Below are 16,973 nucleotides of genomic sequence, written 5' to 3' on the forward strand. Positions count from 1 at the left end.
TTATGATCTCGCAGCGACAGGCACAAAACGGAGAGAAACTATGTTTGAACCAATGGAACTAACCAATGACGCGGTGATTAAAGTCATCGGCGTCGGCGGTGGCGGTGGCAACGCCGTTGAACACATGGTGCGCGAGCGCATCGAAGGTGTTGAATTCTTTGCCGTGAATACAGACGCTCAGGCGCTTCGTAAAACGGCAGTTGGCCAAACCATCCAGATCGGTAGCGGTATTACCAAAGGTCTGGGTGCAGGCGCGAACCCCGAAGTGGGTCGCAATTCAGCGGAAGAAGACCGTGAAGCCCTGCGCGCCGCACTGGATGGTGCAGACATGGTCTTCATTGCAGCCGGCATGGGCGGCGGTACCGGTACCGGTGCAGCACCCGTCGTGGCTGAAGTTGCTAAAGATCTGGGTATTCTGACAGTGGCCGTGGTTACCAAGCCTTTCAATTTTGAAGGCAAGAAACGCATGGCGTTCGCTGAGCAGGGCATCGCAGAATTGTCCAAACATGTGGACTCACTGATCACCATCCCGAACGACAAGTTGTTGAAAGTTCTGGGTCGCGGCATTTCTCTGTTGGACGCGTTTGGCGCGGCTAACGACGTGCTGAAAGGCGCGGTACAGGGTATTGCCGAACTGATCACCCGTCCGGGCCTGATGAACGTCGACTTCGCCGACGTACGCACCGTAATGTCCGAAATGGGCTACGCGATGATGGGTTCCGGTGTTGCCTGTGGTGAAGACCGTGCTGAAGAAGCAGCGGAAATGGCGATCTCCAGCCCACTGCTGGAAGATATCGACCTGTCCGGCGCTCGCGGCGTTCTGGTCAACATCACCGCCGGCTTCGACCTGCGCCTGGATGAGTTCGAAACCGTGGGTAACACCATTCGTGCTTTCGCTTCCGACAACGCGACCGTGGTAATCGGTACCTCGCTGGATCCGGAAATGAACGACGAACTGCGCGTGACCGTGGTTGCGACCGGTATCGGCATGGACAAACGTCCGGAAATCACTCTGGTTACCAACAAACAGGCCAGCCAGCCAGTGATGGATCATCGCTACCAGCAGCACGGCATGTCGCCGTTGCCGCAGGAAGTGAAACCTGCCGCCAAGGTGGTTAACGATCCGACTGCGCAGCCTAATAAAGAGCCCGACTATCTTGATATTCCAGCCTTCCTGCGCAAGCAGGCAGACTAAGAATATCCTGAGAATTTGGAATCTCCGCTCTTTGTGCTAAACTGTCCCGCCAGCCATGCTGTATGCTTGGCTGGTAGGATTGATAACATTGCGAGATAAAACGATGATCAAACAAAGGACATTAAAACGTATTGTTCAGGCGACTGGTGTCGGTTTACATACCGGCAAGAAAGTCACGCTGACAATGCGACCCGCGGCGGCTAATACCGGGGTCATCTATCGTCGCACTGACTTGAATCCACCGGTTGATTTTCCGGCTGATGCAAAATCCGTGCGTGATACCATGCTCTGTACTTGCCTGGTGAACGAGCATGACGTGCGTATTTCTACCGTTGAGCATCTTAATGCCGCGCTGGCTGGGTTGGGCATCGACAACATCGTTATCGAAGTTGACGCCGCCGAAATCCCAATCATGGACGGCAGTGCCAGTCCGTTCGTCTTCCTGTTGCTGGATGCCGGCATTGAAGAACTGAACTCTGCGAAGAAATTCCTGCGTCTGAAAGACACCGTGCGTGTTGAAGATGGCGACAAGTGGGCCGAGCTGTCCCCGCATAACGGGTTCCGCCTGGATTTCACCATCGACTTCAACCACCCGGCTATCGACGCCAGTACGCAACGCTACCGCCTTGATTTCTCCGCCGACTCGTTCGTGCGCCAAATCAGCCGTGCGCGTACTTTCGGTTTTATGCGTGACATCGAGTATTTACAGTCACGTGGCCTGGCCCTGGGCGGCAGCTTTGACTGCGCCATCGTGGTAGATGACTACCGCGTGCTGAACGAAGACGGCCTGCGCTTTGAAGACGAGTTCGTACGCCATAAAATGCTGGACGCCATCGGCGACCTGTTCATGTGCGGCCATAACATCATTGGCGCGTTTACCGCGTTCAAGTCTGGTCATGCACTGAACAACAAACTGCTGCAAGCAGTGCTGGCGAAACAGGAAGCGTGGGAATACGTCACCTTCCAGGACGAAGCCGAAATGCCGCTGGCATTCAAAGCTCCGTCTACCGTATTGGCATAAGTCGATACCGCTGATTACTTATCACGACTGGTAGCGTTGGCACTCTCTCCGGCCAGCGACGCCAGTCGTTCCAATATCTTGCGCAGTTTTTCCGGGCTGCGGCTCGCCAATCCCCTTAATTCCTCAGCACTTTCCTGACTCAGATGACGCATCGGCACGCTTGACGGCGTATTTCCTGCCGTTTTTGCGGCATCCTGCACAAGGTTGTTCCCTTTTGCCATCAAGGCCGGATTAATCCTGATGTCGATCGACGACAATGATGGTAGAATTTGCGCTCGTAGTGCAGATAATAAAGCCGGTTGTTCGTAGCGTAGGCGCATCATCCAGCTGGCATTTGCCGTTTCTAGCACTAAAATACCCTGTCGGAAATTCGCGACGCGGCACCAGGGATGCAGTGGAACGGGCAACAGGCCTTTCACTGCACGGTTAAGCTTAAGCAACGCGACAGCGCGTTGTTGGACGTTATGCAGCGGCCCTTTGTCTTCTGTGTGAGCGTCGTCGAACAGGGAATCTAATAATTGTGGACGGCTATCGCGCATAATGGGCTCCGGCGGATTATAAACTCGTGATCGGTATTCTAAATCGTTGGCGACAATTTGGCAGACGTTATTTCTGGCCCCATCTCCTGTTAGGGATGGTCGCGGCCACGCTTGGCGTACCTACAAATCTGACTGGCAACCCTGATCAAGCCGCTCTGCCGAGCACCTCGTCCAGCCTGAACCGGCAAAATTCCGCCAGCGGCGCCTTTAATAGCCTGGCGTTACTGCAAGAAGTGCATCGTCGCCCGACCTTCAGCGTCGATTACTGGCACCAGCATGCGCTTCGCACCGTCATTCGTCACCTCTCTTTTGCTCTGGCGCCGCAGGCAGTTTACTCGCGGGTACAGGAAAGCGAAGCGGAAGTTACAGAACCCCCATTGCAGGTGGCGCAACTGGCGCTGCTTTCTACCCTTAACGCGCTGCTGACGCATGAGCCGAAGCCGCCGACCATCATTCGTAATACCCACCACGCCGTGCTGCCTGCTGTTGCGCAGCATCAGGCTGGATTGTGGCTTGCGCAAGTGCAGGGCATTCGCGCCGGGCCTGCGGCCTTAAGCTGATTTTTGCCCTCCGGGCGACAAAAAAACCTAAAAATAACAGTAAATTGACTGCCTGTGTTGGCCGTCATGACAGAGATATCAAACATCATGTTAGTAAAATTATTGACCAAAGTTTTTGGTAGCCGTAACGATCGTACACTGCGCCGCATGCGTAAATCGGTTGAGCTGATCAACCAGATGGAACCGGACATGGAAAAACTGTCCGATGACGAACTGAAAGCCAAAACCAACGAGTTCCGCGCGCGCCTGGAAAAGGGCGAAGTGCTGGAAAACCTGCTGCCGGAAGCCTTCGCCGTAGTACGTGAGGCGAGTAAACGCGTATTCGGCATGCGTCACTTCGACGTGCAGCTGTTGGGGGGGATGGTGCTGAATGATCGTTGTATCGCAGAGATGCGTACCGGTGAAGGTAAAACCCTGACTGCAACCCTGCCTGCCTATCTGAACGCCCTGAGCGGCCGTGGCGTGCACGTGGTGACCGTCAACGACTATCTGGCACAGCGTGACGCCGAAAACAACCGTCCACTGTTCGAGTTCCTTGGCCTGAGCATCGGTATCAACCTGCCGGGTATGCCGGCCCCGGCCAAGCGTGAAGCCTATGCCGCAGACATTACCTACGGTACCAACAACGAATACGGTTTCGACTATCTGCGCGACAACATGGCGTTCAGCCCGGAAGAGCGCGTTCAGCGTAAACTGCACTATGCGTTGGTGGATGAGGTTGACTCCATCCTGATCGATGAAGCGCGTACCCCGTTGATCATCTCTGGCCCGGCTGAAGACAGCTCCGAGATGTACATCAAGGTTAACAAGCTGATCCCTAAACTGATCCGCCAGGAAAAAGAAGATTCCGACTCCTTCCAGGGCGAAGGTCACTTCTCGGTTGACGAAAAAGCGCGTCAGGTTCACCTGACCGAACGCGGCCTGATCCTGATCGAAGAAATGCTGATGGAAGCCGGCATCATGGACGAAGGGGAGTCATTGTACTCACCGACCAACATCATGCTGATGCACCACGTGACCGCTGCGCTGCGTGCCCATGTGCTGTTCACTCGTGACGTTGACTACATCGTAAAAGACGGTGAGGTCATCATCGTTGACGAACACACCGGCCGTACCATGCAGGGCCGTCGCTGGTCCGATGGTCTGCATCAGGCGGTAGAAGCCAAAGAAGGCGTGGAAATCCAGAACGAAAACCAGACGCTGGCATCCATCACCTTCCAGAACTACTTCCGTCTGTACGAAAAGCTGGCCGGGATGACCGGTACCGCCGACACCGAAGCCTTTGAATTCAGCTCTATCTACAAGCTGGATACCATCGTGGTGCCGACCAACCGTCCGATGATCCGCAAAGACATGCCTGATCTGGTCTACATGACCGAGCTGGAGAAAATTGGTGCCATCATCGAAGATATTCGTGAACGTACCGTTAACGGCCAGCCAGTCCTGGTGGGGACTATCTCGATTGAAAAATCCGAAGTGGTTTCCCGCGAACTGACCAAAGCCGGCATCGACCACAAGGTTCTGAATGCCAAATTCCACGCCATGGAAGCGGACATCGTAGCCCAGGCCGGCCAAAGCAGTGCGGTCACTATCGCCACCAACATGGCGGGCCGTGGTACCGATATCGTGTTGGGTGGCAGCTGGCAGGCTGAAATTGAACAGCTGGAAGATCCGACTGAAGAGCAAATCGCGGCGATCAAAGAAGCCTGGAAAATCCGCCATGATGCGGTACTGGCTGCCGGCGGTTTGCACATTATCGGTACCGAGCGTCATGAATCGCGCCGTATCGATAACCAGCTGCGCGGCCGTTCCGGTCGTCAGGGTGACGCCGGTTCATCCCGCTTCTACCTGTCGATGGAAGATGCCCTGATGCGTATTTTCGCCTCGGATCGCGTTTCCAACATGATGCGTAAACTGGGGATGAAAGAGGGTGAGGCCATTGAGCACCCATGGGTCACCAAAGCGATTGCCAACGCACAGCGTAAAGTGGAAAGCCGCAACTTCGACATTCGTAAGCAACTGCTGGAATACGACGATGTGGCTAACGATCAGCGCCGCGCCATCTACAGCCAGCGTAACGAACTGCTGGACGTGTCCGATGTTAGCGAAACCATTTCCAGCATCCGTGACGACGTGTTCAAGACCACTATCGACGGCTACATTCAACCGCAGTCGCTGGAAGAAGAGTGGGATATTGAGGGGCTGACCGAGCGCCTGAAAAACGATTTCGATCTGGATATGCCTATCGCCGAATGGCTGGATAAAGAACCTGAGCTGCACGAAGAAACGCTGCGTGAGCGTATTCTGGAAAAGGCCAAGGAAGAATACCAGCGCAAAGAGGAAGTGGTTGGCACCGAGATGATGCGCAACTTCGAGAAAGGCGTGATGCTGCAGACGCTGGATTCCCTGTGGAAAGAGCATCTGGCGGCCATGGATTACTTGCGTCAGGGCATCCATCTGCGGGGTTATGCGCAGAAAGATCCTAAGCAGGAATACAAGCGCGAATCCTTCAACATGTTTGCCACCATGCTGGAATCACTGAAGCATGAAGTGATCAGCGTGCTGAGCAAGGTGCAGGTGCGGATGCCGGAAGAGGTTGAAGCCCTGGAGCTGCAACGTCGTGAAGAGGCTGAGCGCTTGGCCAAACAGCAACAGCTGAGCCACTATGAAGAAAACGCGTTGGTGACCGAAGATCCTAATGCACCGGCAAGCGCGGAACGTAAAGTGGGCCGTAACGATCCGTGCCCATGCGGTTCCGGTAAAAAATACAAACAGTGCCACGGTCGTCTGCAGAATTAAGCCGACACTGTTTAACGAATAAAACCCAGGGGTTCAGCGTGCTGAGCCCCTGTTTTTTGGGGCCGTATTCCGCAGCCCAATAAATCAATCAGGAGGATGCGATGAAACACTTGAACATCGCCGTCGGCATCATTCGTAACGCCCAGCAGGAAATCTTTATTACCCGGCGTGCCGCCGATTCGCATATGGCCGGTTTTTGGGAGTTCCCAGGTGGCAAGATTGAACAAGGGGAGACGCCGGAACAGGCGCTTAACCGTGAACTGTTGGAAGAGACAGGCATTGAAACCGAGCGTGCAGAGCTGCTGGAAGTGCTTGAGCATCACTTTAGCGATCGCATCGTGACGCTGAATTTTTATCTGGTGGAAGCCTGGGCAGGTGAACCCTTTGGTCGTGAAGGCCAGCCTATGCGCTGGGTGAAGCAGGCCGACTTGCGGGAGGACGAATTCCCGCAGGCCAACGTCAGTATTATCAAACTGCTGGTGGAACAGGCTAACGCTGCGCAGTAACGCGACCGGCCTGGCGCTTGTCAGGCCGATAAGAAAGACGATCAGCGGTCGTCGTCGTTTTCGCTCCACTCTTCGCTTTCAGACAGATCGCTGTTGCTGGGAATACGCTTCTCTTCATCGGCCCATTCGCCCAGATCAATCAACTGACAGCGTTTGCTGCAAAACGGGCGGAACGGGCTTACTTCACCCCAAACCACACCTTTGCCACAGGTTGGGCATTTCACTACGGTAGTCATATCTTTTCCTTACTCCCTTCCAACGCGTGAAAGGTCTTTATTTCATTGGGTCAGCAACAGGCCAACTCAAAGGTGAGTCGTTCCGGCACCACGCCAAGCTCACTGTCCAGCGGCAGGAAGCGGATCGCGTAGCGTGTCTTATGGCCGGAAATCTGTGGGTAAAGCTGGTGCGCCAGGTTAATACGCAAACGCAATAGATCTGCGCCCTCAGCGTTATCCTGAAAGAAACCGTTCAGGCTGATCTGATTGCGAAAAGGCCCGGACTGACGGATCAGGTCCAGTACCATAATCAGCGCCTGGTTCAGCGGCTCCAGCGTTTGCAGCCATTCGGCTACGTCGTTATCCCGCTCTTGCTGAGGCGCATGCATCCACATGTGCAGCGTCGGCAGGTCAAAGCTGCAGCACCCACCGGGGATGCTCAGGCGTTGACGCACCAGGCTAATCAGCCGATCTTCACGCAGCGATTGGCCCAGCCGCGGTGCCGACATCAGTGCAGTGCCGCGTTGTTTCAACTGATTACGTAACTGATCCACCAGCGACATATCGACGCCGGGGACATCGGCCCATGCCAGCAGCTTTTGCTGCTGACGTTCCAGTTCTTTCAATAGGTCGGTGCGAACTTCGCCGCGTTCCAGTACGTCCAGCAGATCGGCGATGGTGCGGAAAAAGGTCAGGGCGATGGCCGTTTCGCTTAATGCACGCTGGCCATGCAGCTGTTGCAATAAAAATTCCATACGCAGCCAGGTGCGCATTTTTTCATTCAACGGATGTTCAAAAAGAACGCTTGGGGAAACATCACTCATTCAGTTTAATCCTGTCGGGTCGCTGATGCCGCCAGCTCAAGGTAACGGCGATGCAGTGCGGCAACCAATGGCTCTATCCCCTGAGCGGTGCCGCTATTATCAATGATGTCATCTGCAGCGGCCAGACGCTGTTCACGCGTGACCTGTGCGGACAGTATATTCTGTGCCTGCTGACGATTGATGCCGTCGCGGGCGATGGTTCTGGCCAACTGAGTCTCGCTGTCGACGTCGACCACCAGCACGCGATCGGCGCGCGCCTGCAGGTTGTTTTCGACTAACAGCGGCACCACCCAGAGTGCATAGGGGCTGGTGACTTGCGCCAGTTGACGTTGGGTTTCCTGATGAATCAGCGGGTGCAGCAGTTGGTTTAACCAACGTTTTTCATCAGGGTTGCTGAAGATACGCTGACGCAATGCGGCACGGTTTAGCGTGCCGTCCGGCTGCAACATTTCATTACCAAAACGTTCGGCGATGGTAGCCAGTGCCGGGGCTCCAGGCTCGACAACCTGCCGGGCGATGACGTCAGCATCGACCACCGTCACCCCGTGGCGGGCGAAGGCGTCTGCCACGGTGGACTTACCGCTGCCGATACCCCCGGTCAACGCAACAATGTAGGCCATGGTAGGGAATGCACCTGATGTTCATAAAAAATAATAGACGAATCATAAAGCGATCGCACAGAAGTGCAAGTAAGCAGGCGGCGCTTGCCGTGTCGCTTGCGCTGTACGGTGATAAAAAACACAGCCGGAAAGGGAAAATGAGCGGGAGGTCACACTGCGGTTTCGCAGGTAAATTTGTCGGATTGTAGCGTAAATAAAGGAGAATTCGCAGTCTTGTCCGGTGATTATTAGCGCGTATGATAGCGTCACTGGAACTGGCATTAATCTATACCCATCATTCTTCAAGCTGGCCACCTGGCTGCAACTTGAAATTCATAGGGTATAGGTTCGAATTATCCTGCGATCCGTCGCCATTAACCAGGAAATCATAAGTCATGCGTATTGAAGAAGATTTGAAGTTAGGCTTTAAAGATGTGCTGATTCGCCCTAAGCGTTCCACGCTGAAAAGCCGCTCAGAAGTTGAACTGGAACGTCAGTTTACCTTCAAACATTCTGGCTGTACCTGGTCCGGCGTGCCGATCATTGCCGCCAACATGGACTCGGTCGGCACCTTCAGCATGGCAGAGGCCCTGGCTTCCTTCGACGTTCTCACCGCCGTACACAAACACTACACCGTTGAACAATGGGCCGCATTCGTGCAGCGCGTACCGGCATCGGTGCTGCGTCACGTGATGGTTTCAACCGGCACGTCAGATGCTGACTTTGTGAAAATGAAACAGATCCTGGCATTGTCGCCGGAGCTGAAGTTGATTTGTATCGACGTAGCCAATGGTTATTCGGAGCATTTTGTCGCCTTCTTGCAGAAAGCGCGCGAAGCTTGCCCGAAACACGTTATCTGCGCCGGTAACGTAGTCACCGGTGAAATGGTGGAAGAGCTCATCCTGTCCGGTGCCGACATTGTTAAAGTCGGTATTGGTCCTGGCTCTGTCTGCACTACCCGAGTGAAAACCGGTGTCGGTTATCCGCAGCTGTCTGCGGTGATCGAATGCGCCGATGCGGCACACGGCCTTGGCGGTCAAATCGTTAGCGATGGCGGCTGTTCTGTGCCGGGCGACGTAGCGAAAGCCTTTGGCGGTGGTGCGGACTTTGTCATGCTGGGGGGCATGCTGGCCGGCCACGACGAGTGTGAAGGCACCGTCGTGGAAGAGAACGGTGAGAAATTTATGCTGTTCTACGGCATGAGCTCCGAGTCGGCGATGAAACGCCACGTCGGCGGCGTTGCCCAGTACCGCGCAGCCGAAGGGAAAACCGTCAAACTGCCATTGCGTGGCGAAGTTGAGTTCACCGTCCGTGATATCCTCGGCGGCCTGCGTTCTGCTTGCACCTACGTCGGCGCGGAGCGTCTGAAAGAGCTGACCAAACGCACCACCTTCATCCGTGTTGCAGAGCAGGAAAACCGCGTCTTCGGCAGCAAGTAACCCGGCCAGCTTCAGCATAGCCAACTCGTGGGCGCAGCCAATGTGAACTGCGCCCAACGGCATACGGATTACCCCAAAACATTCCCCAACTGAAAGATCGGCAGGTACATGGCGATCACCAACGTGCCGACGATCCCACCCACGATTAGCATCAATAGCGGTTCCAACGTTTGCGCCAGAGTATCGGCCAACTCAAAGGTTTGTTGCTCATGCCATACGGCCAGTTTGCCCAATAAAGCCTCTAACGAACCGGACTCTTCGCCCACCCGCACCAATTGCTGACACAACGAAGGGAAAAGCGCTTGCTGCCCCAGAGCGCTGTGGAAAGTCTGCCCTTGGGCTATCTGTTGCCTGACAGTCTCAATCGCCTGGCGATAAAACAGGTTATCCACCGACAACGCCGCCGCATTCAATCCTTCTACCAGGCTGAGTCCGGCCTGCTGGGTCATGGCCAGAATACGGAATATTTGGCTCAGGCAACCGCCTTTGATTAGTTGCGCAATCAGCGGCAGTCGCAACAACGCCGCCTGCTCGCGCCTGCGCCAATGTGGCTGAGGGTGCAGGCGACGTAAATAGGTAAACGCCAAACCACTCAGTATCGCCGCCAGCCAGGGGCCGCTGTGGATCAACAGGGAAGAAAGGTTCAGCAACCCTTGGGTAAACCACGGCAGCGGCGCATTGAATGACTGATAGACGCCGGCAAACTCCGGCAACACCATGACCAGCATCAGAATGCTTACCAACAGCGCCACCGCGCAGATAAATAAGGGATAGCGCAGCGCCTTAACGACTTTTTTCTGCAGCTTCTGTTGGGCTTCCTGTTGTTGGGCCAGTTGCAGACAACACTCATCCAGGTGGCCGGTCAGTTCCCCAATGGCGATCAGTTGGCGGTAGATCAAAGGGAACACGATATGTTGCCCGGCGATAACCTCGGAAAATGGCTGACCCTGCCGAACCTGTTCACCTATTTCCCGTAGCAGGCAGCGCCAGGCTGCGGACGGGTGCTCTGTCGCCAGCAGCTGTAGCCCATTGACCAGCGGTAACCCGGCCTGCAGCAGAGTGGCAAGCTGACGGGTAAACTGGATCAGCGGTTCTCCGCGCCACTGGCCGGGGGCAATGCGTTTTCCGTTGTTGATCTGGCAGGGTTGTAACCCTTGCTCGATAAGCCACTGGCTGACCCCGTTTTTTTCGTTGCTCATCAGCTCGCCCTGGCGCAATTGGCCGTGCGGGTCAATCGCCTGCCAGAGGAAAAGACGCAGCGTTTTCACCGGACTTCACCGCTGTCGCTAACGATACCGACAATACGGTACACCTCTTCCAGCGAAGTGACGCCCTGAGCGGCCAGCATTAACCCGGCTTGCAGCAGCGTCGTTTGCCCCTGCTCTCGGGCGATGTCCGCCAACAGACCGGGAGCGGCACCCTGCTGCAGACCGGATTGGACCTCCGGGGTGATGGTCAGCAGTTCATACACCCCAGTGCGGCCATAGTAGCCGCTGAAACAGTGCTCGCAGCCATCGGCTTTCCAGGGCAGCAGGGGCGTGGCCCAAATCGCGGCGGGGAAGTTTACGGGTTGGCTTTGTTGATAGCGGCAGTGGCTGCACAGTTTGCGCACCAGACGTTGCGCGATAACCAGTTTCAGGCAGGCGGCAACCAAATACCCCGGAATCCCCATATGGGTCAGGCGCGTCAGGGTTTCGCTGGTGGAGTTGGTGTGCAATGTGGAAAGCACCAGGTGGCCGGTTTGGGCGGCTTTAACCGCGATCTCCGCTGTTTCCCGATCGCGGATCTCACCGATCATGATGACGTCCGGATCCTGGCGCAGCAAAGCGCGCAATACGCGGGAAAAATCCAGTTCCGTCTTGGCGTTGGTCTGCGTCTGGTTGACACCGAACAGGGGGATTTCAATGGGATCCTCGACGCTGCATAAATTGCTTTGCGCGTCATTCAGTTGGCGCAGGCCGCTGTACAGCGTGACGGTTTTACCGCTGCCGGTGGGGCCGGTCACCAGGATCATGCCCTGCGGACAAGATAACGCCGAGGAGAACTGCGCCAGTGCGGTCGGATCCATGCCCAACCGATCCAGCGGCAGTTCCTGGCGTTCGGTTTGCAAAATTCGCAGCACCACTTTTTCGCCGTGCAAGGTGGGCAGGGTGGCGATGCGCATGGAGTAGCGAGCGTTATCCAGTTGCACGCTGAGCTGGCCATCCTGCGGCAGGCGACGTTCGGCGATATCCAGTTGCCCCATGATCTTCAGCCGGGCAGTGAGGCGTGCGGCGAGGGTGAAGGGCGGCGAGGTTATCGCCTGCAGCACGCCGTCAATGCGCAGCCGGATACGAAGCCTTTGTTGATAAGGTTCGAAATGAATGTCCGAAGCGCGTCGTTGAATGGCGATGCGCAGTGTCTGATTGATAAATTGCACTACGGGCGCGTCACTGTCGTCGTTTAATGAGGACGTAGCGGGTTGCTCCTCCGGCGCGGCGGGTCCGAGCTTGTCGCCTTGCATTTGTCGGCGATTCAGTTCCAGCTCCAGCCTGGCGGCAGGCCACTGTTCCAGATGAATGCGTTTGCCGGTAGCAAAGCGCAGGGCCGACAGCAGTGCCTGTGGCGCTTGCGCCGTCAAGGCTACGTTCAGGCACTGTTCGTCTTCGCTGAGAGCCAATGCCTGATAACGTTGGCACAGGGTATGGATTTCATCGCTGATTGCCGTACTCATGACGAAGGTGCCGTGGCGGTCGTGTCAAAACGGAAAACATCCTGACAGGTTTCCTGCAGATTGCTGTTGTCGCTGGTGCACAGGCGTGTCCAGCGCGTCAGGCCGCTGGCGTTTTGGGTTGGCGTCAGTGCGACCGTCAGCCCCAGCAGTGTTTGCGTGCCGGTCAGTGTAATCACCCCCTGGCTGACCTGAACCGCGCTGACGTAACGTGAGGCGTCGCCGGTGGGGATACCTTTGCTGCCGGCGTTACAGCCGGTTGGCGCGCCGCTGTCGAGCACGCACAGCTCAACGGCCAGCTTATACGGCGTCATGGTTTGCAGCATGTCGGTCATCGCTGCCTTTTGGATATAGCGCTGGTAGGCAGGAATGCCTATGGCGCTCAGTATGGCGATAATGGCGATCACCACCATCAGTTCGATCAGGGTAAAACCGCGCTGCGTTTCCATCGGTTGTTGCCTCCATGTCTATGTGGCGGCCAGAGTAACCGGGTAAGTTGGGGGCTTCGAGCGGGGGATGACCGTTTTTAGGCGCAGTTCCACGGCAATTTATCGGGGTTGCAGCAGGAACAAAAAATAGGGGGCGAGCTTCGCAATTTTGGTGAAAAAACACCTCCCCGGCGGTTCAGGGAGGTGCGCAGAGAGGCGGTTATTTGAAGCGCATTGACAGATCGAGTGCCGTCACATGTTTGGTCAGTGCTCCCACCGAGATGTAATCCACGCCGGTTTCGGCGAAGGTGCGCAGAGTTTCGCTGGTCACGTTGCCAGACACTTCCAGCTGCGCGCGACCCTGGGTTTGCGCCACTGCGGTGCGCATCATTTCGACGCTGAAGTTGTCCAGCATGACGATGTCTGCACCGGCGTCCAGCGCCTGCTGCAGTTCATCCAGCGACTCGACTTCCACTTCGACCGGCACGTCGGCATGTAGCCAGAATGCCTTCTCGACCGCTTTTTTAATCGAGCCGGAGGCAATGATATGGTTTTCCTTGATCAGGAAGGCGTCGGACAGCCCCAGACGGTGATTGCTGCCGCCGCCGCACAGCACGGCATATTTCAGCGCGGTGCGCAGCCCAGGCAGGGTCTTGCGGGTGTCCAGCAAGCGGGTTTGTGTACCCTGCAACAACGCCACATAGCGGCTGACTTCGGTGGCTACGCCGGAAAGCGTCTGCACAAAGTTCAGCGCGGTGCGTTCACCGGTCAGTAATACCCGCGCCGGGCCGGTCAGTGTGCAAAGCGGTTGGTCGGGCACCAGGCTATCGCCGTCCGCCACCAGCCATTCCACCTTCACCTGGTTGCCCAACTGGATAAAGACTTCGTTCAGCCAGCGCTTGCCGCAAAAGATGCCGGGTTCACGGGTGATAATGGTGGCTTCGGCCTGGGCATCTGCCGGTAACAATTGCGCAGTAATATCGCGCTCGGCATCGACCTCACCGCCCAGGTCTTCACGCAGCGCCTGGGCAACGGCATAGGGGATATCGCTTTCAATTCGTTCAAGAAGCTCGGCGCGGCGAGTGTCGGCACTGTAGCGGCGTGTCGGCATAGAAAACTCCGAAATGGACGGTAAGATCGTAGAGGGAACATGCTACTCTGTTGCCGTGACAAGTACCACCGCCCAGAGGTGTCTGATGCAGTTAGAACAGGGCTGGATTGCCGGGGTGACCCGGGTCGTCTCGCCGCATTGCGATCTTCGCCCGGATGATGAGGCGCCTTCGCTGCTGGTGATCCACAATATCAGCCTGCCGCCCGGCGAATTCGGCGGTCCCTATATCGACCGGCTGTTTATCGGCACTCTCGATCCTGCGGATCACCCCTATTTTTCTGACATTTATCAGCTGCGCGTCTCGGCGCATTGCCTGATCCGTCGCGACGGCGAAATCGTTCAGTATGTGCCTTTTGATCGACGAGCCTGGCACGCCGGTGTTTCGTCGTATCAGGGGCGAGAACGCTGTAACGATTTTTCGATCGGCATTGAATTGGAAGGTACCGATCTGGTGGCGTTCACACCGCAGCAATATCAAAGCCTGAATGCGGTGACCGAACTGCTGATCCGGTATTATCCGATGTTAGCGGCGCACATTGCCGGGCACAGTGACATTGCCCCAGGCCGTAAAACCGATCCGGGCCCGGCGTTTGACTGGGAATTATATCTGGCATCTCTGGAACAACCCGGCAAGCCAGATGACGCTATGCTTGGAACAATGGAAAGGGAGGGGAGTCGCTAATGACGCTGTTTACGCTGTTACTGGTTCTGGCGTGGGAACGTTTGTTCAAGCTGGGTGAGCACTGGCAGTTGGACCATCGGCTGGAGGTGGTCTTTCATCGCTTGCACCGGTTTTCTCTGGCGCAAACGCTGCTGATGACGCTGGCCTGGATGGTGGTGGTCGCAGGGATCCTGTGGCTGGCTCAGGGGCTGTTTTTCGGCGTAGTGACGCTGTTGCTGTGGATCATTATTGATTTGCTGTGCGTGGGGGCGGGGATTAAACGCAAGCACTATCGCGCCTATCTGAAGGCGGCGCGGCAGGGCGATGCGCATGCCAGCGACCAAATGGCGGAAGAGCTGGCGTTGATCCACGGTTTGCCGGTGGATTGCAGCGAAGAACTGCGTTTGCGTGAACTGCAAAATGCGCTGCTGTGGATTAACTTCCGTTATTATCTGGCGCCGTTGTTCTGGTTCGTGGTCTGCGGGCCTTACGGACCGATTGCGCTGGCGGGCTATTCCTTCCTGCGTGCTTATCAAACCTGGCTGGCGCGCCATAACACCCCGCTGGAGCGTTCGCGGTCGGGCATTGATCATCTGCTGAACTGGCTGGACTGGATCCCGGTGCGCTTGGCCGGCGTGGCTTACGCATTGTTTGGGCATGGCGAAAAAGCGCTGCCTGCGTGGTTTGCGTCGCTGGGGGATCTCCACTCTTCGTCGTATCAGGTGCTGACGCGTCTGGCCCAGTTCTCACTGGCGCGCGAACCCCATATGGATCCGGTACAGACGCCTCGGGCGGCGGTCACGCTGGCGCGTAAGGTGACGATGATTATCGTGGTGGTGGTGGCGTTGCTGACCATTTACGGAACCTTGCTTTGACGGCAAAATTTGAAAATAAAAACGGGCGCTCAGCGCCCGTTTTTATTGGATGGTCGAAACTTACAGCTTGGCGAAGCAGCGGCGCGCGGCATCTATGGTGCGCTGAATGTCTTCCTTGCTGTGCGCAACGGACATAAAGCCAGCCTCAAAGGCGGAAGGCGCCAGATAAACCCCTTCCTCCAGCATCAGATGGAAGAAACGCTTGAAGCGTTCTACGTCACACTGCATCACATCCTGGTAGCAGGTCACTGCCGGAGCATCGGTAAAGAACAGGCCGAACATGCCGCCAACGTGGTTAACCACCAGCGCGATGTTTTCTTCTTTAGCCGCGTGCAACAGGCCTGCCGCCAGCATATCGGTCAGTTCGGTCAGGGTCTGGTGGACACCGACCTGAGAAACTTCGGTCAGGCAGGCATAGCCGGCCGCCATCGCAATCGGGTTACCGGACAATGTGCCCGCCTGATAGACCGGGCCGGTTGGCGACAGCGCTGCCATCACTTCACGACGACCGCCGAAGGCACCGACAGGCATGCCGCCGCCGATGATTTTCCCCAGACAGGTCAGGTCAGGCACCACGCCGTAATGGGCCTGAGCCCCAGCCAGCGCCACGCGGAAACCGGTCATGACTTCGTCAATAATCAACAGTGCGCCGTATTTGTCGCACAGTGCGCGCAGGCCCGGCAGGAACTCCGGCAGTGGCGGCACGCAGTTCATGTTGCCGGCGACCGGTTCGACGATGATACAGGCGATCTCGGAAGGGTATTGCTCAAATGCGGCCTGTACCGAATCCAGATCGTTAAAGGTGCAGGTCAGGGTGTGCTTGGCGAAATCGGCCGGTACGCCCGGAGAATTCGGCTGGCCCAGGGTCAGCGCGCCGGAACCGGCTTTGACCAGCAGGCAGTCGGCGTGGCCGTGGTAGCAGCCTTCGAATTTGATGATTTTATCGCGGTTGGTGTAGCCGCGCGCCAAACGGATCGCGCTCATGGTCGCTTCGGTGCCTGAGTTCACCATCCGCACCATATCCATGGTCGGCACCAGTTCGGTGACCAGTTCCGCCATTTTAACTTCCATCTCGGTCGGCGCGCCAAAACTCAGGCCACGCTGCGCCGCTTCGATGACTGCGTCGCGGATTGCCGGGTGGTTGTGCCCCAGTACCATTGGGCCCCAGGAACCGACGTAGTCGATATAACCTTTGCCGTCGACGTCGAACAGGTAAGCCCCGTCCGCCCGTTCGATAAACAGTGGCACACCGCCAACGCCGTTGAATGCACGCACCGGAGAGTTAACCCCGCCTGGGATTACCTGTTTTGCCTGGGCATACAGACTTTCGGACTTGCTGTTTAAGCTCATAGATCGGCTCCTGGATTCTCTTTTGAATGATTTGACCGCGCTATTCTAGTGAAGTGTTCGTCGATATGAAACGATCACAGTCAGATACCTATTTTGAGGGGCGATCGGTCAGCGGGTGCGTTAGAATAATCAACTAGCCTA

At 56.4% G+C, this 16,973-nt stretch carries 17 protein-coding genes; 8 read left to right on the top strand and 9 right to left on the bottom strand.

Features of this window, described 5'->3' with window-relative positions; translation table 11 throughout:
- Positions 1-40: 40 nt before the first annotated feature.
- Positions 41-1,195, top strand: a complete 1,155-nt coding sequence (gene ftsZ, locus ACGS9J_RS18485; protein WP_004950150.1) for a cell division protein FtsZ — start codon at positions 41-43, stop codon at positions 1,193-1,195.
- 103 nt (positions 1,196-1,298) lie between these two features.
- Entirely contained in the window at positions 1,299-2,216 is a 918-nt protein-coding gene (gene lpxC, locus ACGS9J_RS18490) for a UDP-3-O-acyl-N-acetylglucosamine deacetylase (protein ID WP_442232269.1), read from the top strand.
- Between the two features lie 14 nt (positions 2,217-2,230).
- Here lpxC and ACGS9J_RS18495 read toward each other — a convergent pair whose 3' ends face one another.
- Entirely contained in the window at positions 2,231-2,755 is a 525-nt protein-coding gene (locus tag ACGS9J_RS18495) for a DUF721 domain-containing protein (RefSeq protein ID WP_442232270.1), read from the bottom strand.
- Between the two features lie 26 nt (positions 2,756-2,781).
- On the opposite strand from ACGS9J_RS18495, the gene secM reads away from it, so the two are divergent.
- From secM to mutT, 3 genes are all read left to right on the top strand, one after another.
- Positions 2,782-3,315, top strand: a complete 534-nt coding sequence (gene secM / locus ACGS9J_RS18500) for a secA translation cis-regulator SecM (protein WP_442232271.1) — start codon at positions 2,782-2,784, stop codon at positions 3,313-3,315.
- 87 nt (positions 3,316-3,402) lie between these two features.
- Positions 3,403-6,114, top strand: a complete 2,712-nt coding sequence (gene secA, locus ACGS9J_RS18505; RefSeq protein WP_442232272.1) for a preprotein translocase subunit SecA — start codon at positions 3,403-3,405, stop codon at positions 6,112-6,114.
- Positions 6,115-6,215: 101 nt separating this feature from the next.
- The gene (mutT, locus tag ACGS9J_RS18510) at positions 6,216-6,620 is read left to right on the top strand and encodes an 8-oxo-dGTP diphosphatase MutT (protein WP_442232273.1); all 405 of its coding nucleotides are present in this window, start codon (positions 6,216-6,218) and stop codon (positions 6,618-6,620) included.
- A gap of 41 nt (positions 6,621-6,661) precedes the next feature.
- Here mutT and yacG read toward each other — a convergent pair whose 3' ends face one another.
- Genes yacG through coaE form a run of 3 tightly spaced genes read right to left on the bottom strand, consistent with a single transcriptional unit; the run spans position 6,662 to position 8,279 of the window.
- Positions 6,662-6,856, bottom strand: a complete 195-nt coding sequence (yacG, locus tag ACGS9J_RS18515) for a DNA gyrase inhibitor YacG (protein WP_442232274.1) — start codon at positions 6,854-6,856, stop codon at positions 6,662-6,664.
- A 50-nt stretch (positions 6,857-6,906) separates the two neighbouring features.
- On the bottom strand, positions 6,907-7,659 hold the full coding sequence (zapD, locus tag ACGS9J_RS18520; protein WP_442232275.1) for a cell division protein ZapD: 753 nt from the start codon (positions 7,657-7,659) through the stop codon (positions 6,907-6,909).
- 5 nt (positions 7,660-7,664) lie between these two features.
- A complete protein-coding gene (gene coaE / locus ACGS9J_RS18525; RefSeq protein WP_442232276.1) occupies positions 7,665-8,279 on the bottom strand; it encodes a dephospho-CoA kinase in 615 nt (204 codons plus the stop codon).
- Positions 8,280-8,653: 374 nt separating this feature from the next.
- On the opposite strand from coaE, the gene ACGS9J_RS18530 reads away from it, so the two are divergent.
- Positions 8,654-9,697, top strand: a complete 1,044-nt coding sequence (locus tag ACGS9J_RS18530) for a GMP reductase (protein ID WP_442232277.1) — start codon at positions 8,654-8,656, stop codon at positions 9,695-9,697.
- A gap of 68 nt (positions 9,698-9,765) precedes the next feature.
- Here the strand turns inward: ACGS9J_RS18530 and hofC are convergent, their stop codons facing one another.
- The 4 genes from hofC to nadC all read right to left on the bottom strand — a co-directional run bounded on the left by hofC (position 9,766) and on the right by nadC (position 13,946).
- Positions 9,766-10,965 carry a protein transport protein HofC gene (gene hofC / locus ACGS9J_RS18535; RefSeq protein WP_442232278.1) on the bottom strand — a complete coding sequence of 400 codons (1,200 nt, stop codon included), beginning with the start codon at positions 10,963-10,965 and terminating at the stop codon, positions 9,766-9,768.
- The gene (gene gspE, locus ACGS9J_RS18540; RefSeq protein WP_442232279.1) at positions 10,962-12,410 is read right to left on the bottom strand and encodes a type II secretion system protein GspE; all 1,449 of its coding nucleotides are present in this window, start codon (positions 12,408-12,410) and stop codon (positions 10,962-10,964) included. The genes hofC and gspE overlap by 4 nt, the downstream gene beginning before the upstream one ends.
- Entirely contained in the window at positions 12,407-12,856 is a 450-nt protein-coding gene (ppdD, locus tag ACGS9J_RS18545; protein WP_442232280.1) for a prepilin peptidase-dependent pilin, read from the bottom strand. The genes gspE and ppdD overlap by 4 nt, the downstream gene beginning before the upstream one ends.
- A 199-nt stretch (positions 12,857-13,055) precedes the next feature.
- On the bottom strand, positions 13,056-13,946 hold the full coding sequence (nadC, locus tag ACGS9J_RS18550) for a carboxylating nicotinate-nucleotide diphosphorylase (protein WP_442232281.1): 891 nt from the start codon (positions 13,944-13,946) through the stop codon (positions 13,056-13,058).
- Positions 13,947-14,031: 85 nt separating this feature from the next.
- Here nadC and ampD point away from each other — a divergent pair, with 85 nt between their 5' ends.
- Together ampD and ampE are read left to right on the top strand one after the other, a co-directional pair.
- On the top strand, positions 14,032-14,628 hold the full coding sequence (gene ampD, locus ACGS9J_RS18555) for a 1,6-anhydro-N-acetylmuramyl-L-alanine amidase AmpD (protein ID WP_442232282.1): 597 nt from the start codon (positions 14,032-14,034) through the stop codon (positions 14,626-14,628).
- Positions 14,628-15,482 carry a beta-lactamase regulator AmpE gene (ampE, locus tag ACGS9J_RS18560; RefSeq protein ID WP_442232283.1) on the top strand — a complete coding sequence of 285 codons (855 nt, stop codon included), beginning with the start codon at positions 14,628-14,630 and terminating at the stop codon, positions 15,480-15,482. Before ampD ends, ampE begins: the two co-directional genes overlap by 1 nt.
- A gap of 60 nt (positions 15,483-15,542) precedes the next feature.
- Here the strand turns inward: ampE and hemL are convergent, their stop codons facing one another.
- A complete protein-coding gene (gene hemL, locus ACGS9J_RS18565) occupies positions 15,543-16,832 on the bottom strand; it encodes a glutamate-1-semialdehyde 2,1-aminomutase (RefSeq protein ID WP_442232284.1) in 1,290 nt (429 codons plus the stop codon).
- Between the last annotated feature and the right edge of the window lie 141 nt (positions 16,833-16,973).

It is taken from the genome of Serratia quinivorans (assembly GCF_052113645.1).
In the GTDB taxonomy this organism is placed as follows: domain Bacteria; phylum Pseudomonadota; class Gammaproteobacteria; order Enterobacterales; family Enterobacteriaceae; genus Serratia; species Serratia quinivorans_B.